The organism is Roseateles sp. (genome assembly GCF_047654805.1).
In the GTDB taxonomy this organism is placed as follows: Bacteria; Pseudomonadota; Gammaproteobacteria; order Burkholderiales; family Burkholderiaceae_C; genus Pelomonas.
The window spans coordinates 1,489,089-1,504,395 of sequence record NZ_JASGIV010000001.1; the positions used below are offsets into that span (position 1 = coordinate 1,489,089).

16 protein-coding genes and 1 pseudogene are annotated in these 15,307 nt (G+C 68.3%); 7 read left to right on the forward strand and 10 right to left on the reverse strand.

Going from position 1 to position 15,307, the window contains the following annotated elements; all coding sequences use genetic code 11:
• Positions 1-33: 33 nt before the first annotated feature.
• Positions 34-906 (reverse strand): lectin-like domain-containing protein, encoded by an 873-nt coding sequence (locus QM732_RS06720; RefSeq protein WP_415655408.1) that lies wholly within the window; start codon positions 904-906, stop codon positions 34-36.
• A 164-nt stretch (positions 907-1,070) separates the two neighbouring features.
• Here QM732_RS06720 and QM732_RS06725 point away from each other — a divergent pair, with 164 nt between their 5' ends.
• The 5 genes from QM732_RS06725 to QM732_RS06745 are packed head-to-tail and all read left to right on the forward strand — an operon-like array spanning position 1,071 to position 7,503.
• The gene (locus tag QM732_RS06725; RefSeq protein WP_415655409.1) at positions 1,071-2,375 is read left to right on the forward strand and encodes a hypothetical protein; all 1,305 of its coding nucleotides are present in this window, start codon (positions 1,071-1,073) and stop codon (positions 2,373-2,375) included.
• Positions 2,372-3,082 (forward strand): hypothetical protein, encoded by a 711-nt coding sequence (locus QM732_RS06730; RefSeq protein ID WP_415655410.1) that lies wholly within the window; start codon positions 2,372-2,374, stop codon positions 3,080-3,082. Before QM732_RS06725 ends, QM732_RS06730 begins: the two co-directional genes overlap by 4 nt.
• Positions 3,082-5,907, forward strand: a complete 2,826-nt coding sequence (locus QM732_RS06735) for an ATP-binding protein (RefSeq protein ID WP_415655411.1) — start codon at positions 3,082-3,084, stop codon at positions 5,905-5,907. The genes QM732_RS06730 and QM732_RS06735 overlap by 1 nt, the downstream gene beginning before the upstream one ends.
• Positions 5,894-7,066, forward strand: coding sequence for a hypothetical protein (locus tag QM732_RS06740; protein WP_415655412.1), 1,173 nt, complete (start codon positions 5,894-5,896; stop codon positions 7,064-7,066). Before QM732_RS06735 ends, QM732_RS06740 begins: the two co-directional genes overlap by 14 nt.
• Positions 7,066-7,503 carry an acyl-CoA thioesterase gene (locus tag QM732_RS06745; protein ID WP_415655413.1) on the forward strand — a complete coding sequence of 146 codons (438 nt, stop codon included), beginning with the start codon at positions 7,066-7,068 and terminating at the stop codon, positions 7,501-7,503. Before QM732_RS06740 ends, QM732_RS06745 begins: the two co-directional genes overlap by 1 nt.
• A 9-nt stretch (positions 7,504-7,512) precedes the next feature.
• On the opposite strand, the gene QM732_RS06750 is transcribed toward QM732_RS06745, so the two are convergent.
• Complete coding sequence (locus QM732_RS06750; protein ID WP_415655414.1) at positions 7,513-8,022, reverse strand: hypothetical protein; 510 nt, start codon at positions 8,020-8,022, stop codon at positions 7,513-7,515.
• An 84-nt stretch (positions 8,023-8,106) separates the two neighbouring features.
• Between QM732_RS06750 and QM732_RS06755 the strand changes: the two genes are divergently transcribed.
• A complete protein-coding gene (locus QM732_RS06755) occupies positions 8,107-8,355 on the forward strand; it encodes a ParD-like family protein (RefSeq protein WP_415655415.1) in 249 nt (82 codons plus the stop codon).
• On the forward strand, positions 8,352-9,149 hold the full coding sequence (map, locus tag QM732_RS06760; protein ID WP_415655416.1) for a type I methionyl aminopeptidase: 798 nt from the start codon (positions 8,352-8,354) through the stop codon (positions 9,147-9,149). The genes QM732_RS06755 and map overlap by 4 nt, the downstream gene beginning before the upstream one ends.
• Here map and QM732_RS06765 read toward each other — a convergent pair.
• The 8 genes and pseudogenes from QM732_RS06765 to QM732_RS06800 form a co-directional block, all read right to left on the reverse strand.
• Positions 9,146-10,795, reverse strand: coding sequence for a peroxidase family protein (locus QM732_RS06765; RefSeq protein ID WP_415655417.1), 1,650 nt, complete (start codon positions 10,793-10,795; stop codon positions 9,146-9,148). The two genes, map and QM732_RS06765, sit on opposite strands and share 4 nt — an antisense overlap.
• Before the next feature lie 101 nt (positions 10,796-10,896).
• Positions 10,897-11,319, reverse strand: coding sequence for a DUF1801 domain-containing protein (locus QM732_RS06770; RefSeq protein ID WP_415655418.1), 423 nt, complete (start codon positions 11,317-11,319; stop codon positions 10,897-10,899).
• 12 nt (positions 11,320-11,331) lie between these two features.
• Positions 11,332-12,081: an MgtC/SapB family protein gene (locus tag QM732_RS06775; protein WP_415655419.1), complete on the reverse strand. Its 750-nt coding sequence runs from the start codon at positions 12,079-12,081 to the stop codon at positions 11,332-11,334.
• An 89-nt stretch (positions 12,082-12,170) separates the two neighbouring features.
• Positions 12,171-12,587, reverse strand: a complete 417-nt coding sequence (locus QM732_RS06780; RefSeq protein ID WP_415655420.1) for a PilZ domain-containing protein — start codon at positions 12,585-12,587, stop codon at positions 12,171-12,173.
• A gap of 93 nt (positions 12,588-12,680) precedes the next feature.
• Positions 12,681-13,028 (reverse strand): FKBP-type peptidyl-prolyl cis-trans isomerase, encoded by a 348-nt coding sequence (locus QM732_RS06785; RefSeq protein ID WP_415659343.1) that lies wholly within the window; start codon positions 13,026-13,028, stop codon positions 12,681-12,683.
• Positions 13,029-13,058: 30 nt separating this feature from the next.
• Positions 13,059-13,403: pseudogene (locus QM732_RS06790) on the reverse strand (FKBP-type peptidyl-prolyl cis-trans isomerase); the annotation flags it as partial.
• Entirely contained in the window at positions 13,400-14,269 is an 870-nt protein-coding gene (gene gluQRS / locus QM732_RS06795) for a tRNA glutamyl-Q(34) synthetase GluQRS (RefSeq protein ID WP_415659344.1), read from the reverse strand. The gene gluQRS and the pseudogene QM732_RS06790, both read right to left, overlap by 4 nt.
• 2 nt (positions 14,270-14,271) lie before the next feature.
• Positions 14,272-15,243, reverse strand: coding sequence for a LysR family transcriptional regulator (locus tag QM732_RS06800; RefSeq protein ID WP_415655421.1), 972 nt, complete (start codon positions 15,241-15,243; stop codon positions 14,272-14,274).
• Positions 15,244-15,307: the final 64 nt, after the last annotated feature.

The window sequence follows — 15,307 nt, forward strand, 5'->3', positions numbered from 1 at the left end:
CGGCTTGACGTCGGCATTCGCAAAAACCGAACGTCAAGAGCGACGGCGGCGGCCTGCCCACAGCGCGGCGACCCCGGCCAGGCTCAGCAAGGCCAGGTCGGCTGGCTCGGGCACGGTGCCCGGACCGACGATGGAGGTGTCGTTGGCGAGTTGCCAGCTCAGGATGTCATGGTTCTCCAGGCCGGAACCGGTCGCGGCCGTGAAGCCGACATGGGCGTCGGTGGTGCCCAGGATGCTGGCGATGTCGATGCTGTAGTCCGTGATCAGCTGGACCAGCGCCATGCCCTGCTGCTGGACGCTGACGTTGAGCTTCTGGGTCGTGCCGTCGTAGTTGATGAAGGCTGACCAGACCTTGCCGTTGCTCATGCAGCCATCGGCCAGGTAGCTGTTGGAGCCGAAGTCGCAGTTGGTGACACCGTAGGGGCTCGCCCAGATCGAGCTGCTCAGCGAGCCGTTGCTGTCCACGCCGACATGGTTGCTGTTGGGGTCGAAGTTGTTCCAGTAGGTGTCGAACTCGATGGCAACACTGTTGCCGACGCCCTGGTAGCCCATGCCGCCGCCAGCGCCGCCCAGGCCCGAGGTGCCCTGGGCGAGCACGAAGGTGATGCCGTCGGCGGGGGCGATGCCGCCGGGCTGGGTCAGCTGGAACTGGAAGCTGGTACTGAACGTGGCACCCGCGCCCAGCGTGATGGCCGTGGTGCTGTAGCCCGCGCCGGCCTGGCCAATCCCTGCTGGCGTCAGTCGCAGGGCGCTGCCATTCACGGACGTGTCTCCCACGCAGGTCAGCCCGCTGCCGCAGGCTCCGCTGAAGCCGCTGGCGTAGTCGATGACGATCCCGGCCTGGGCCTGGAAGGGGGCCGCGGCGAGTGCCAGGGCTGCAGCGGCGAACCATGTGCGACGGATCATTCTTGAGCTCCTCCGGGTTGATGCAGTCACTTATGCATATTCGATGCCAATGCTGCTTCTCCTTGGGGCGGCGCCAGCCGGAGCAGCGATGTCGCGGGGGGACTGTCAAAGTCTCCGACATCCCTAGTTAGTGAGTTTTGGCGGGCGTTGATAATCCTCGCCCCATGTCCGAGCTCCGCCCCACGCCTATCCCCGACGACCCGCGCCCTGCCGATGATTTCTTCCGCGATGGCGCCGCGCCGGCCGATTCGCTGTTGTGGTGGCAGCTGGAGCGCCAGGAGGCGCTGATTGCCGCCCAGCGTGCGCTGTTTGGCGGCGAGGCGGGCTGGGTGAGGCTGCGCGTCTGGGTCTTCCTGGAGCTGATGGCGCTGCCGGCCGCGCGGCTCACTCGCGAGGCACTGAACCAGGCTTTCCACCAGCTGCGCGAGGATGCGCTGGAGACGGTGCTGAAGCGCCTGCGCGAGGCGGACCTGCTGCTCTGGGATGCCTCCAGCCAGACCTACGCCATCACGCCTGTGGCCCAGCAACTCGCTGGCATGCTGCAGCCTCTTTCCGCCGAGGACGCCGGCGAGGACGCCGACCTTGCGGCCCTGCTGGCCGGTGTGGCCGGCGCCCACCAGCTCGGCTTGCTGCAGCCGCAGCAGCTGCGCCATCTCCAGGCTCAGCTGCAGCGGCTGCGCGAGGAGTTCGCGGACGCGATGGCCAGCGGCAGCGAATTCCAGCTGCGCCGTGCCCGTACCCGCTTCGAGCGCGCACTGGCGCTGGTCGACCGGGCCGGCGAGGCCCTCAAGGCCATCATCGAGCAGGCGCAGGGCGACGGCCGGCTGGAGCGGCTGGCGCGCGAGCTGGGCAGTGCCCAGGCGGGGCTGCTGGTCATGGCCAGCCAGTTCAACCGGGCGCTGCAGCAGGCCGACCGCCAGCGCGTCACGCTGGGCTCTACCGGCGTGACGACGACCGACGTGCGCCAGTGGCTGCAGCGGGTGCCCGAGCTGCATGCGCTGCTTGGCGAGGCCTTGTCTACCGGCGTGCAGCCCGTCATGGTGGCTGCGCAGGAGCTGGTGGATGGCGCCGAGGCCGAGTTCGAGCGCGACAGGCCTGCCAAGCCCGAAGCGGCCGGACTGCCCGAGGCCCGCTCGGCGCCGGACGGCCGGCTGGAGGTACTCAGCCTGCCTCCCGAGCTGGATGCGCTGCAGGCGTTGCTGAACGGCTGGACGGCCGAGGGCCAGGGCACGCAGCCCGTGGGGCCGGCCGTGCTGGGCGGCAGCTATGCGTCGGCTGCCTACCGCGCGCAGCTGCTGCCGTTGCTGGGCGACGTCCAGGCCCGCCACCTGAAGGGCGCCACCGGCGACATGGCGCGCCAGCCCTGGCGGGTGCGCTGGAGCGCCGAGCAGGGCGAGATCGCTGACGAATTCGTCGCGTGGATGAGCCGCGGCGAACTGCACACCCTTTCCGAATCCGATACCGAATGAGCTCCACCCTGGACGACGCCGCGAGCCTTGCGGCCCAACTGCTGGCGCGGCGCTGGCTGCCGCGCAGCCATCCGTTGATGAAGCGGGCACTGATCGATGCCGAGCTGTGGGCCGAACTCGGCCGGCGCCTCGCTGGCGTGGGCCTGCGCGTGGTTGACAACGTCTATGCCGATCAGGTGGCCGTCGCGCTGCTGCGTCCGGCCGAGAGCGCCGTCTTCGGCGAGGTGGGCCTGAACGCCAACAACAACCTGGAGCTGCCGCGTGACGGCGTGTCGCTGCTGGTGGTGCTTTGGAGCCTCATCGTGCTGCCCAAGCGCCAGCGCCAGATCAGCCGCGCCGATGCCGGGGGTGACGAGCAAGGCGAGATGTTCGGCAGTACCAAGCCTGTGCCGGCAGCCGCCAGCGTGTCGCCCACCCTGAGCTATCGCAGCCTGCTGGCCGACTTCGGCGACCAGCTCGGCAAGAAGCTGCGCATCGATGCCAATCTCAAGCTGCTGGAGCGTCACGGCTTTATCCAACGCCGTGGCGAGGACATCGCCGAGGGGCCGCTGCTGGACCTGCTGCTGGACTACGACCAGCTCGCGCCGCGCATCCTCGACGGTGCGCTGGCCGATGTGCTGGCGCGTGCCACCGACCCGCTGGCCGCGCCGGCCCTGGCCGAGATCCAGGCCGCCCGCCAGGAACAAGAAGAGCCGAGCGAAGACTGATGTTCCATCTGCAAACCCTTGAACTGCTGCACTGGGACTATTGCCAGCGCGTGAGCCTGCCGCTGGACGGCGCCATCATCACCATTGCAGGCCCCAATGGTTCGGGCAAGACGACGCTGCTGGACGCGTTGCGTACGTTGCTGGGGCTTGAATGCTCGGGTGGCCGCACCTTCCGTACCTATGCCCGTCACGCCAACGCCGAGACGGCCTGGTTGCGCGCGCTGGTGGACAACCGTCCGCGCGGTCGCCAGAACAGCAGCCGGCCCTTCGCGTCGTCGCTGCTTTATGGCGACCAGGTGACGCTTGCCTGCCGCATCGAGCGCCAGGGCGGCGACTGGACGCGCCGCTATCTGATGCTGGACGGTGTGCACGAGATCGAGCAGCTGGCCGAGAAGAGCGAGCGAGACTGGCTGGGCATCGAGGCTTGGCGCCGCCGCCTGGAGGCCGCTGGCCTGACGCGCGCCATCGGCAAGGTGCTGGCGTTGGAGCAGGGGCAGACCGACAAGCTCTGCGACCTCAATCCGCGCGAGTTGCTGCGCCTGGTCTTCGAGGTCTTTGGTGACCAGGAAGTGCTGGACCGCTACGAGCAGGCGCGCTCGCACCAGCAACAACTGGCCAAGGAAGTGGAGGCGGCTGAAGGCGAGCTGTCGCGCACTCAGGCGCAGCTGAGCGAGTTGGCCAACCGGGTGACGAGCCACCGTCAATGGCAGCTCAAGATCGAGGAGCGCGAGCGCCTGGCCACCGAGGTGCTGCCGGTCATGCAATGGAGCGAGTCGCGTGAACGGCTGGCGCGTGATGGTCGCGAGCTGCATCGCGCCCGCTTGTTCGCCAGTGCCGACGCGCGCGCGTTGTCCATGAAGCGCTCCAAGCTGCATGAGCTGTTTGCCGAGCACGAAGCTACCAAGGCTCGCCTCGTCGAGCTGGACACCCAGCGCCGCGACGCACGCGGCGCCTTCGATGCCGCCCGCGAGGCCGAGAAGCCGGTGGAGCTGACCGTCAAGCGCGAGGACGAGCTGAAGGCGCTGGCCGACGTGGAGGCCGATGCCGCCGCGCTGGCCGCGCGCACCCAGGCGCTGGCCGCCGACAAGGACAGGCTGCGCGGCGAGTACACCCGCGCCGACGACAAGCTCAAGCATGTGCAGGGTCTGATCGGCGAGCTCAAGGACAAGCGCCTGCCGCCGCCCCCGCCCGAGGTGGCGCCGCTGCGCCGCGCGCTGGATGAGGCGGGCATTGCTCACCATGTCGTCGCCGACAGCATCGATATCGCCGATGAGCAATGGCGCGCTGCCGCCGAGGGCGTGCTGCGTGGTTCGCGCTGGGTCGTGGTGCTGAAGCAGCGCAGCGATGAGGCGCGCGCCTTCGCCATCGCGGCCAGACTGAAGTACCGCCACTATGTCGTCTCCGACGCGGCACCCCTTTCGCAGACCGGCCAGGCCCGGCCCGGCTCGCTGCTGGCTGCGCTCAAGGTCAGCGCCGCGTTGCCGACCTGGCTCGCACGCCAGCTCGACGGCATCCGCTGCGTGGCCAGCACCGAGGAGGGGGCAGGCGTGGGCGGCGAGTGGATCACGGCCGATGCCTACTACCGTGACGGTCGCGGCGGCCGTAGCGTCTTCATCTCGCCGGCCGATCACCAGTTCGGCGCGAACGCGGTGGCCGCGCGGCGCCAGTCGTTGGAGGCCGAGCTGGTGCGGCTGGACGCCGAGCTGACCCGCGTCGTCAAGGCGCAGGGCGAGGTGGACCGGCAGTTGAAGGACGCACAGCGCGCTGCCCAGGGGCACAAGGCCGCCCAGGAACTGTCCGAGCGTGCCGATGAGTTCGCCGAGGCGCGTGCCCGCCTGCCTGCACTGAAAGCCGCCCGGGCCGAAGCGTCCACGCGCATGCAGGGGCTGGAGTCGGAGCATGACCGTCTCGTCAAGGCTTCGGCGCGCAGCGAGGACGGCTACAACCGCGCCCAGCAGGAGCTGGCCGACGGCGAGGCCCGCCAGGCCCAGACCGCGCGCGACCATGCCGCCCGCCGCGCCGGGCTGAGCCAGGCCGCAGTCACGTCGCGGGAGGCCGGCGCCAAGTTCCCGCCGCGCTGGATCACGTCCATCGCCATCACGGCGCTGCGCAACGAGTTCGAGAACGCCCGCCAGGCCGAGATCCGTTCGCACCATGTGGACCAGGAGCTGGCCAGCGGCGTGTGGGAGACCGACGCCAGCGTGGTCGACCGGCACACCCGCATGGACCTGCAGGTGCGCGAGCAGGCACACCAGCTGTCCGACCGCAAGGCCAGCAACGCGCTGGCCGCCACGGCAGCGAGCAACGCCCGCGAGCGCTACATTGACGTGCTCAAAGCCACCGTGCGTCGCTACAAGAAGAACGTCGCCGAACTGGGCGAACTGGCCGGCGTCGTCGCCGAGGCGCAGCTGCCGCACCTGGACAACGACGACACCGTGCTGGCGCAGGCGGGCCTGCACGTGAAGTTCAACTTCGACGGCAAGGGCGAGGTGGGCCTGAACGACGGCGAAGCCTCGGGCGGTCAGCAGGTGCTGAAGAGCCTGATCCTGCTCGTGGGCCTGATGAAGGACGACGAGACGCCAGGCGGCTTCGTCTTCATCGACGAGCCCTTCGCCCACCTGGACGTGCGCAACATCCAACTTGTCGGCCACTTCCTGCGCAGCACGCGCGCGCAGTACCTGCTGACGACGCCCATCACGCACAACGTCGAGGTGTTCGAGCCCAGCGAGATCACGCTGGTCACCAGCAAGAAGCCGCGCGGCGAGCGTTGGGCGCCGCCGATCGCGGTGCTGGCACGCAGGCCTGAGGTCAGTGAGTACGCGTGAGCTCAGCGCCGACCGCAAACGTCGGCAACTGGCAGCAGCCGAGCCCGCATGGCCTGCTGCTCTGCCGAGACTTGATGTAGATGAGCGTGAGCTGCTGACCGACTGGTTGCGCGGCAGTGCCGACAGCCGTCGCTGGCAGGCGTTGCTTGAAGTGGCGGGGCCGGCGCGCATCGAGCTGGCGGAACGCCTTGCCGACAAGGCGCTGGCGGCTGGGCTGTGCACCGTGGGCGAGCAGTTCGTCCGTGGGCGCTGGCAGCGCGTGGCGGTGCAATGGGTCGAACTGGAGGCGCAGCAGCAGGCGCTTGGCCTGCCCACGCAGAGCCAACGTGATGCGCGCCGCCAGGCGCTGGCGGCGCGGCTCGAGGCGTTGATGGACGATGCAGTGGTGGGTGAAGCCGCTCAGATCCTCGCCGAGTCGCGCATGGCCGCAGCGCCGGCTGAGGCGCGGACAGCGCTGCTCGAAGCCTTGTCCGGATGGGTCCGCGCGGGCGAGCGAGGACTGCGCCGCGACTTTGCGCTGTCCCGGGGCCATACCAAGGCAGTTTCCGAGGGCGAATGGCAGTGGCTGGAGCGGCATTTCGACCTGCCGTCGCTTGGAATCGAGGCTTTTGCACCTACGCTGACGATGGCCGGCGATGTCAGCCTGCTGGGGGCGAGTGGCCGACGGCTGGATTTGGGCATGGCGGCCTTCCATACGCTGCCGACCCAGGCTTTGCAGAATCTGCAAGGGGTTGTGGCCCCGCCTGTCCGGTGGTGGCTGATCGAGAACCGCGCAAGCTTCGAGAAGCAGGCAGCGCGGCGCGCGCCTGGGGATGCGCTGGTCTGGATCGCTGGCCGCCCCACGCGGGCATGGCTGGAGGCCATGGCCCGGTTGCTGACGTTCGCGCCGGCGCCGGCCGCCGTCAGCGCGGATGCCGATCCCGCCGGTATCGAGATCGCGCTGGCCGCAGCCCGCCCCTGGGTGGACACTGGCCTGGCCTGGGAGGCGATCGCCATGGAACCGGTCCGGCTGGAGCGGGCTGGCCTGCTGCCATTGGGCCGTTATGACCGTGCGGTGCTGGAGCGTCTGGCGACGCAGTCCTTGCCACCCGCGTTGGTCGCACTGCGCGAGGCGCTGATCGAACGCGGCGTCAAGGCAGAACAGGAGGGCTGGCTGTGATGTCCGATGACTGGGACTATGCATCGCCATTCACGCTGGCGCTGGTGCCTGCGCCGGAGCATATCGACGGGCTCGGCCACACCAACAATGCCGTCTACGTGCAGTGGTGCGAACAGGCCGGCTGGGCGCATTCCGAGGCGCTGGGGCTGTCGCTTGACGACTACCGCCGGCTGGACCGCGCGATGGCTATCCGCGAGGGGCATTACGACTACCTGCTGCCGTCCTTCGAGGGCGAGGCCTTGCTGCTGAGCACCTGGCTGACGGCCAGCGATGGCAGGCTGGCGATGGAGCGGCGCTTCCAGTTGCGTCGAGCAAGCGATGGCGTCACGCTGATGCGGGGGCGCTGGGCGCTGGTTTGCATCGAGATCAGCAGCGGCAAGCCGCGGCGCATGCCGGCTGAGTTCGTGGCCGTCTATGAGGCCGCTGTGGTGAGTTGAGCCGGGCAGTCACTTGTAGGGACGTACGCTGGACAGCGGGCCGAAGTCGAGCGTCTTGCGGCCGGCATTCCACTGCAGAGGACGCCAGCAGGCCTGCATCTCGCTGCGCGGCATGTCCTCGGTGACCTTCTGGCCGCAGAGGGGGCCGCCCACCGCCAGCCAAAGTCTGCGCTGCTCCAGCCGGATGCCCTCGGCGCCATGCTCGAACGCCGGTTTGGCGTCGGCGCCCGCCGCGCTGAGGAAGACCTGTACCGATCCGCCACCCGCGCCGCTGAACAAGGACTCCGCACCTTCGCATTCGAAGGCTCCTGTGTAGATCACGTGATCGTCCCGGCCGTCACCGTCCACATCAACGATGCTCACCATGCCGGGTGAGGCGCCTGGCTTGCCTCCCGCGGTCTGGCAGTCTGCGTTCATGGCATTGACGATGGCGCGAACCCGCGAGGGCAAGGGCTGCGCGGCGAGCGCGCTTGACAAGGCCAGTACGAAGCAGATGGTGAAGACAGGGGCGGCACGCATGATGGCGACTCTAAGGGGTTTGGTGTCCGGTTCAATGGATGCGACCGTTATACGTTTCATATACAAATCGTATATAGTGGCGGCATGGGAATCGTCAAAATCTCCGATCCGTTGCACGAAAGTCTGCGCGTAGCCAGTCAGGCCTTGTCGCGCTCCATCAATGCCCAGGCCGAGCACTGGATGCGCATCGGCATGCTGGCCGAGCTGCATCCGCAGCTGAGCCACAGCGAGCTGTGCCAGTTGCTGATCCGTGCCGAGCAGGAGGGCGGGTTGGACCTTGCGCGGCTGGCGGGCTGGGTTCAACTGCCCAAGGCCAAGGGAGCGCGTGCATGAAGAGCATCAAGCTGCGCACGCCCGACGAAGTCGCCAAGGCGCGTGCCGCCGGGCATCTGATCGCCGAGGTGCTGGCCATGCTGAAGCCCCACGTGGTGCCCGGCGTGACGACGGAGGAACTGGACGACATCTGCCATGACTACATCGTCAACACGCTGAAGTGCATCCCGTCCAACGTCGGCTACCACGGCTACCCGAAGACGGCCTGCATCTCGCCCAACCATGTCGTCTGCCACGGCATCCCGTCCAGGGACAAGAAGCTGAAGAAGGGTGACATCGTCAACGTGGACGTGACGCTCACCAAGGACGGCTGGTTCGGCGACAGCAGCCGCATGTTCATCGTCGGAGAGGCCAACGTGCTGGCGCGCCGGCTGGTGATGACGACCTACGAGGCCCTGCGGGCCGGCATACGCCAGGTGCGCCCGGGTGCGACGCTCGGTGACGTGGGCCATGCCATCCAGAAGGTGGCGCACGCGGCCGGCTTCAGTGTCGTGCGCGAGTATGGCGGCCACGGTATCGGCGACATCTATCACGACGATCCGCACGTCAACCACTTCGGCCGGCCTGGTGAGGGCCTGAAGCTGCAGGAGGGCATGATCTTCACGATCGAGCCCATGATCAACGCGGGCGGGGCCGGTATCCGCGAGCTCAGTGATGGCTGGACCGTGGTCACGCGCGACCACTCGCTGTCGGCCCAATGGGAGCACATGGTTGCCGTCACCAGGGATGGCTTCGAGATCCTCACGCCGTGGCCGGATGGCCTGGGGGACTATCCGGCCATCGCCGACGCTTAAGGCGCGTCAATCCACTCCGCCAGCGCCAGCATGTCGAGCTTGGCGGGCAGGCCCAACAGCTCCTCCGAGGGATTCCAGAGCGGCATCTGGAACAGATAGCTGTAGTGGTCGTTCCATGCCAGGCCGATCAGCGTCTCGGCGACGATGCGGCTGCCCACCTCGCCGAGGTGGCGGCCGTTCTCCATGATCTCGGCCTCCTTCAGGATGTAGTACCAAAGCGGCGCGGCACCGGTGAGCCAGCGTTGGCTGCGCGCCTTGGCAAAGAAGGCTGCGCCGTCTGCCCAAGGCGAGATTTCGTCACCCTCGTTGCGAACGGTCCAGAGCTGTTCGTCGTTCAGGATGCGGTCACGTGCGACGCCCATCATGCGCGCGATGCTCTGCCCAGATGGCAAGCCCATGCTGACGCCGCGCTGCAGGTTGCGGAAGGCGAGGGAGCCGAAGGGCGTGGGCTCGCCGGCGAACTCGGGCAGGTCCTTCAGCGGATCGACCAGGAAGGCGTCGATGCGGTAGCTGGGTTGCGGGAGCTGCTTCTGGCCGGGAGCTTGCTGATTGGGCGTGCCGAAGAAGAACTTCCAGTCGATGCCCCAGTCGTCAGGCAGGGGTTCGCCGAAGCCGGCCATCGAGTCGGTGGGCTGGTGCTTCAGCGGCTTGTCGGTGGCTGGATCGCGCAGCGGGAAGGGGAAGATGGGAATCCGGCTGAACTGCTTGCCCGCGAAGCCACCGCTGCTGCCGGCGATGATCCGGTCGTTGAGCGAATAGCTCGGCCGCACCATCGAGTGGCCGAAGCGGTAGGCCGCCACCGAGAACTCCACCGGGATGTAGGCGGTGCCCTCATGCGGGTGATAGAACTGCAGACGGGGCCCGCGCCTGTCGGGGAGGGGCATCAGCGACTCGACGATCCCGGCGTCGCAGACCCTGGGCAGGAAGTCGTTCAGCACGATCCACTGGTAGCACCAGCGCACGATGCGCTGGGTTTCGTTGAAGTGCGCGTCCTCCTCGCCGGGCTTGAAGTTCGGGCCGATCCGGTCGTAGACCTTGTTGTGGAACCTCAGGAACAGGGCCTGGATCTGCGAGACGATCTTGTTCTCGTCGTTGCGCTTGTCGCCGATCAGCGCCGTGTTGTCAGCAGTTCGCTGCAGGTCAGGGCGCTCCATCCCGGAGACGCCGACGTTGCGGCCGAGGATGAACTTGCCCCGCCTCGGTTTTTCGTAGAGATAGGGCTGGTCGGCGGGGCCGCGTCCATAGAGGCAGTCCAGATCCAGCCGTGGCGTTCGGAAGTCTTCCAGCGCATCCGGGTCGTTGGTGCGCTGCAGTGAGGAGGCAGGGTCGAAGGTGATGTCGTGGTCGACGAACTGGCCAAGATAGGTGTAGCCGGCGGGGATGTCAGGGCTTTCGTCCTCGGGCTCCCGTTCCGTGATGGGTGCGTCTGGCGGTTCGCCCTTGTCGATGTTGTTCTGGAACTCCGAGGTCACCATCAGCCCGGCCAGCTCGGTCAGCGTCTCGCGCAGCTCCTGCTCCTGCATCGGGCTCTGCGGCAAGGCGGCCGGCTCCAGCCAGCGGAACATCCGGCCGAACTTGGCCGTGCCGGCACTTGACTGTCCAGTGCTTTCAAGGCCGCGCAGCGGCCGCGATCCATGTCCTGCCATTGCGGTTCTCCCGAGCATGCGTTGCACGTTGCAACGTCAGCAATGTGCTCGGTGCACAAGTCGCTCGCATCCCAACTGTTATGGAGAGCGACAGCTGGCGGTCAGCCTGAGTGCGGCATGGCGTCCTCGAGCTGCAGGCGCGCCTTAGCGTCGGCATGGGCGGCCTCGATCAGCCTGGTCAGCGCCGCCTCGTCGATGGCGGTGTCCGGCCTGAGCTTGACGTGGCGCATGAACCTGCCTGTGCCTTGCAGCAACCCCGCAGGGTCCGGCAGCTCGGCGCCGCAGAAGAAGCCGACGTTGACGTGGGCCCTGAAGGCGTTGACGTAGGCGAAGGCCGCATCGCCCACGCAGGCGGTGGGCATGCCGTCGTGCAGCAACTCCCGCACATCGCCGCCGCAGCGGCGCAGCGCCTCGAACCACTGCCGGGCTATGGCACCCAGCGCGTCGGCATGGGCGTCAAGCCACGCCTGCACGACCGGGTCCCGTCGGACCGCCGAGGGGAAACGCATCAGCGGGCGCATCATGGCCGGCGCGCCTCAGTTGCGAGCGTGAGTCACGCGGTAGCTTGCCAGGCCGGGCAGCTCGGGCAGCCGGCTCGCGAAGCGCGACAGCGTCTCGCCGTGGTAGTTGCGCCGCGCGGTGCAGACAAAGCGCCATTCCTGGCAGTCGGCCGTGCATTCGATGCTGACCGAACCTGGTGCGAAGTCGTAGCCCAGCGCCGCCGTGAAGGCGACCAGTTCGGCCTGCTCGAAGCTGCGCCCCGGCCGTCCCTGCAACTGGACGGCGATGGCCGGATGGGAGGGCAGGGCAGCCTCCAGCTTGGAGCCCCACATCATCAGCGAAGCGCACAGCAACGTCAGCGCGATGGCGGCGAAATAGAAACCCATGCCCACCAGGATGCCTATGGCCGAAGCGGCCCAGAGGGAGGCCGCCGTGGTCAGGCCGGAGATGTTCATGCCCTCGCGCATGATGACGCCCGCACACAGGAAGCCGATGCCTGTGACGACACCTTGGATGACGCGAGTCGGGTCCATCAGCGGCGCGACGATGGCTTCGCCGCTGCCGCCGAACCACTGGTGGGGCAGGCCAAGCAGCACGATGACGGCAGCGGACGCCATGCAGACGAGGGCATAGGTCCGCATGCCGGCCGCGCGGCCGTGGAAGGCCCTCTCGTAGCCCAGCATGAGGCCCAACAGCCCGGCGCCGACGAGGTGCATCAGCACCAGCAGATTGGCCTGCCACTGCGGCAGGGTCCAGTAACGCAGTAACTGCTCGGTTTCGATCATGGAAGGGTGGCAGACGAGGCCCGGTCGGCCCCGCGCGCACGCTAACCCAGTTCCCTGCGGGGCGCCAGCGCTACCCCGGTCCCGACCGTCTAGGCGAGTGCCGCCATGCGCTCGACAAGCACGCAGCGCACCCATTTTCTGGCGGTGATCTGCACGGTCTGCGCGAGCAGGAACTCCTCGGCCTGCGAGTTGGGGGTCTCGAACTCGAAGCCGCAGAGCTGCACGATGCGGCTCAGTGGCCGCGTCCAGACGCGGCGCACGTCAGCGCTGAACAGCGGTACGCCTTCATCCTCACCCAGCAGCAGGCGCATCTCGTAGTGCTGCGCATCCAGCGCCGGTTCAGCCGCCGCCAGAATCTGCAGACCGGCCTCGCTGAGGTTGACCACGACACCGCCGCGCGCTGCCGAGAGGCCTTCGGGCTTGATGACCCACACCGGCAACTGCTCGTGCTCGTCAGGCACGAGGAAGAATTCGACGCGGGGGAAGCGGCGCTGGTCAATCGACATGAGGTGCTCGCGGTGCGTTGAAGGGCCGGATCAGAGCATCCGCGAATGACAGGCGCTTGTCAGCAGCGGCGCCGTCCCCGGAATTGACTTCGGTCAAACCGCCAGCAGTTCGACCTCGAACAGCAGCGTCGCATTCGGCGGGATCACGCCGCCGGCGCCATGGGCGCCGTAGCCCAGCTCGGGCGGCAGCACCAGCATGCGCGTGCCTCCCACCTTCATGCCCTGCACGCCCTCGTCCCAGCCTGCGATGACCTCGCCGCCACCCAGCTTGAACTTGAAGGGCTGGCCGCGGTCCTTGCTGGAGTCGAATTTCTTGCCCTTCATGCCGTCCTTGTAGAGCCAGCCGGTGTAGTGCACCGACACGCGCTGGCCCTTGACGGCCTCGGCGCCTTCACCGACGGTACGGTCCTCGTACTGCAGGCCGCTGGACGCGGTGTGCAGGTTCAGCTCCACGGGCTCGGGGCCGCCAGCCAGCCCCAGCAGTTCGACCTCGAAGCACAGCGTGGCGTTGGGCGGGATGACGCCGCCAGCGCCGCGCGCGCCGTAGCCGAGCTGGGCCGGGATGATCAGCGTTCGCTTGCCGCCGATCTTCATGCCCTGAACGCCTTCGTCCCAGCCACGGATGACCATGCCGGCGCCCAGCTCGAACTCGAAGGGATCGCGGCGGTCGAGGCTGGAGTCGAACTTGGTCGTGCGGGCGCCATCGACCCAGAGCCAGCCGGTGTAGTGGACGGTGACGTCGTGGCCGGCTGCCGCCTGCTTGCCGTCGCCTTCGATGCTGTCTTCGTACTGCAGGCCGCTGGGCGTGGTGTTCATGGGGAATCCTTAAGATTGGTGAATGCGGGGATTGTCGCTGCTCGCCATTGCGGGACGGCTTCGGCCAGTGGTTCGGCCGTGTGCAGATGCAAGCCCAACTGGGCCGCGGCCTCGCGCAGGCGAGCCAGCGGCGCGCCCAGGTCCAGTGCCGCCGCGCCGTTCTGCTTGGACAGCTTGTGTCCGTCCGCCGCCAGCACCAGCGGCGTATGCAGGTAGCGAGGCGTGGGCAGGCCGAGTGCGCGTTGCAGAGCGATCTGGCGCGGCGTGTTGTCGGCCAGGTCCTCGCCGCGGACGACGTCGGTGATGCCCTGCTCGGCATCGTCGACGACGACGGCGAGCTGGTAGGCCCACAGGCCATCGGCGCGTTGGAGCACGAAGTCGCCGACCTCGGTTTCCAGATCCTGGGACTGAGCACCAAGGCGGCGGTCCTGCCAGTCGACTCGACCTTCGACGCGAAAGCGCCATGCGCGCACGGGTCGCCCGTTCGTGCCGTGGCGGCAGGTGCCCGGGTAGACCAGTTCGCCATGCTTGGCGCGCGGGCCGATTGCGGCGGCGATCTCCGCTCTGGTGCAGGCGCAACCGTAGGCCTGGCCTGAGGCGACCAGCCGATCCAGCGCTGCTTGATAACGGTCGCCGCGGCGGGACTGCCAGACGGGCGGCTCGTCCGGAGCCAGGCCCAGCGCCCCAAGCTGGTCGAGGATGACCTCGTCCATGCCCGGCGGGCAGCGTGGGCCGTCGACGTCTTCGATGCGCACCAGCCACTGGCCGCCATGCGCGCGGGCATCCAGCCAGCTGGCCAGCGCGGCCACCAGCGAGCCGGCATGCAGCGGGCCAGTGGGCGATGGCGCGAACCGGCCCCGGTACATCGTCACAGGAGCAGGCCTTCGTGCTGTTCCAGCAAGGCTCGCTGCGTGGCGGGACCACGCAGCTTGTCTATCCACCAGGCCAGCGCCTTGCCGGGTGTCTGGCCCGTGTCGCGCCAGGCGTAGTGCATCAGGCTGGCGCGCCGGCCTTCGTAGGTGGCCTTGCGCACCAGTCGGCCGGCCTCGATATGGCGCCTCACCATGGGCTCGGGCAATGAACCGCAGCCCAGGCCGCGCATCATGGCTTCCAGCTTGGTGGCCAGCGACGGCACGGTCAGGACGTCCTGGCCCGGCAGCAGGCCGACGGTGAGAGGCGCCAGCAGCCGAGCGCTGTCGGCGACGGCGATGATGCGGTGCTCCGCGATCTGGCTGGCGCTCAGCGGGTCGGGCATAGCGGCCAGTGGGTGGTGGGGCGCGATGCAGAAGGCGAACTCCAGCTCGCCGCCGACCTCGCAATGGATGTTGCTGCTGGGCAGCTGTTGTGCCGGCACGCCGATGGCCACGTCGGCCTGGCCATGCAGAAGTGCTTCCCAGGTGCCGGCCAGCACCTCCACGCGCAGCTTGAGCCGGGTCGGCGGCGGCCCGCCGCCGTCGATGCTCTCGGCGTAGAAGGCCTCCATCAGGTCGAACAGTGCTCGGCGGGCGACGGCATCGTCCACGGCCAGCGTCAGCTCGCTCTCCCAGCCAGTGGCGATGCGGCGCACGCGGTTGGCGACCGCATCCAGCTCCTGCAGCAGGCGCCGGCCCTCGTGGAGCAGCTCCTGCCCGGCCGAGGTCAGTACGGCCTGTCGAGAGCTGCGATCGAAGAGCAGCACGTCGAGCGCATCCTCCAGCTGGCGTACGGAATAGGTCAGCGCCGAGGGCACGCGGCCCATCTCGCGCGCCGCGGCAGCGAAGCTGCCGGTGCGGGCAATGGTGTCCATCATGGACAGGGCCTCGGGGGTCAGCGCACGGCGCTTGTCTTGGGAGGTCGGCATGTGTTCAGTCTATTTGAATGATGCCTAGCAGGCGGCTCATCGATGACCAGGCTCAGCGCTCCTA

What these genes read in the sequence shown, in the direction of transcription:
- QM732_RS06720 (WP_415655408.1), bottom strand. Translation starts at nt 906, where the DNA reads ATGATCCGTCGCACATGGTTCGCCGCTGCAGCCCTGGCACTCGCCGCG.
- QM732_RS06745 (WP_415655413.1), top strand. Translation starts at nt 7,066, where the DNA reads ATGTCCGATGACTGGGACTATGCATCGCCATTCACGCTGGCGCTGGTG.
- QM732_RS06735 (WP_415655411.1), top strand. Translation starts at nt 3,082, where the DNA reads ATGTTCCATCTGCAAACCCTTGAACTGCTGCACTGGGACTATTGCCAG.
- QM732_RS06800 (WP_415655421.1), bottom strand. Translation starts at nt 15,243, where the DNA reads ATGCCGACCTCCCAAGACAAGCGCCGTGCGCTGACCCCCGAGGCCCTG.
- QM732_RS06750 (WP_415655414.1), bottom strand. Translation starts at nt 8,022, where the DNA reads ATGCGTGCCGCCCCTGTCTTCACCATCTGCTTCGTACTGGCCTTGTCA.
- QM732_RS06770 (WP_415655418.1), bottom strand. Translation starts at nt 11,319, where the DNA reads ATGATGCGCCCGCTGATGCGTTTCCCCTCGGCGGTCCGACGGGACCCG.
- map (WP_415655416.1), top strand. Translation starts at nt 8,352, where the DNA reads ATGAAGAGCATCAAGCTGCGCACGCCCGACGAAGTCGCCAAGGCGCGT.
- QM732_RS06755 (WP_415655415.1), top strand. Translation starts at nt 8,107, where the DNA reads ATGGGAATCGTCAAAATCTCCGATCCGTTGCACGAAAGTCTGCGCGTA.
- QM732_RS06725 (WP_415655409.1), top strand. Translation starts at nt 1,071, where the DNA reads ATGTCCGAGCTCCGCCCCACGCCTATCCCCGACGACCCGCGCCCTGCC.
- gluQRS (WP_415659344.1), bottom strand. Translation starts at nt 14,269, where the DNA reads ATGTACCGGGGCCGGTTCGCGCCATCGCCCACTGGCCCGCTGCATGCC.
- QM732_RS06730 (WP_415655410.1), top strand. Translation starts at nt 2,372, where the DNA reads ATGAGCTCCACCCTGGACGACGCCGCGAGCCTTGCGGCCCAACTGCTG.
- QM732_RS06775 (WP_415655419.1), bottom strand. Translation starts at nt 12,081, where the DNA reads ATGATCGAAACCGAGCAGTTACTGCGTTACTGGACCCTGCCGCAGTGG.
- QM732_RS06780 (WP_415655420.1), bottom strand. Translation starts at nt 12,587, where the DNA reads ATGTCGATTGACCAGCGCCGCTTCCCCCGCGTCGAATTCTTCCTCGTG.
- QM732_RS06765 (WP_415655417.1), bottom strand. Translation starts at nt 10,795, where the DNA reads ATGGCAGGACATGGATCGCGGCCGCTGCGCGGCCTTGAAAGCACTGGA.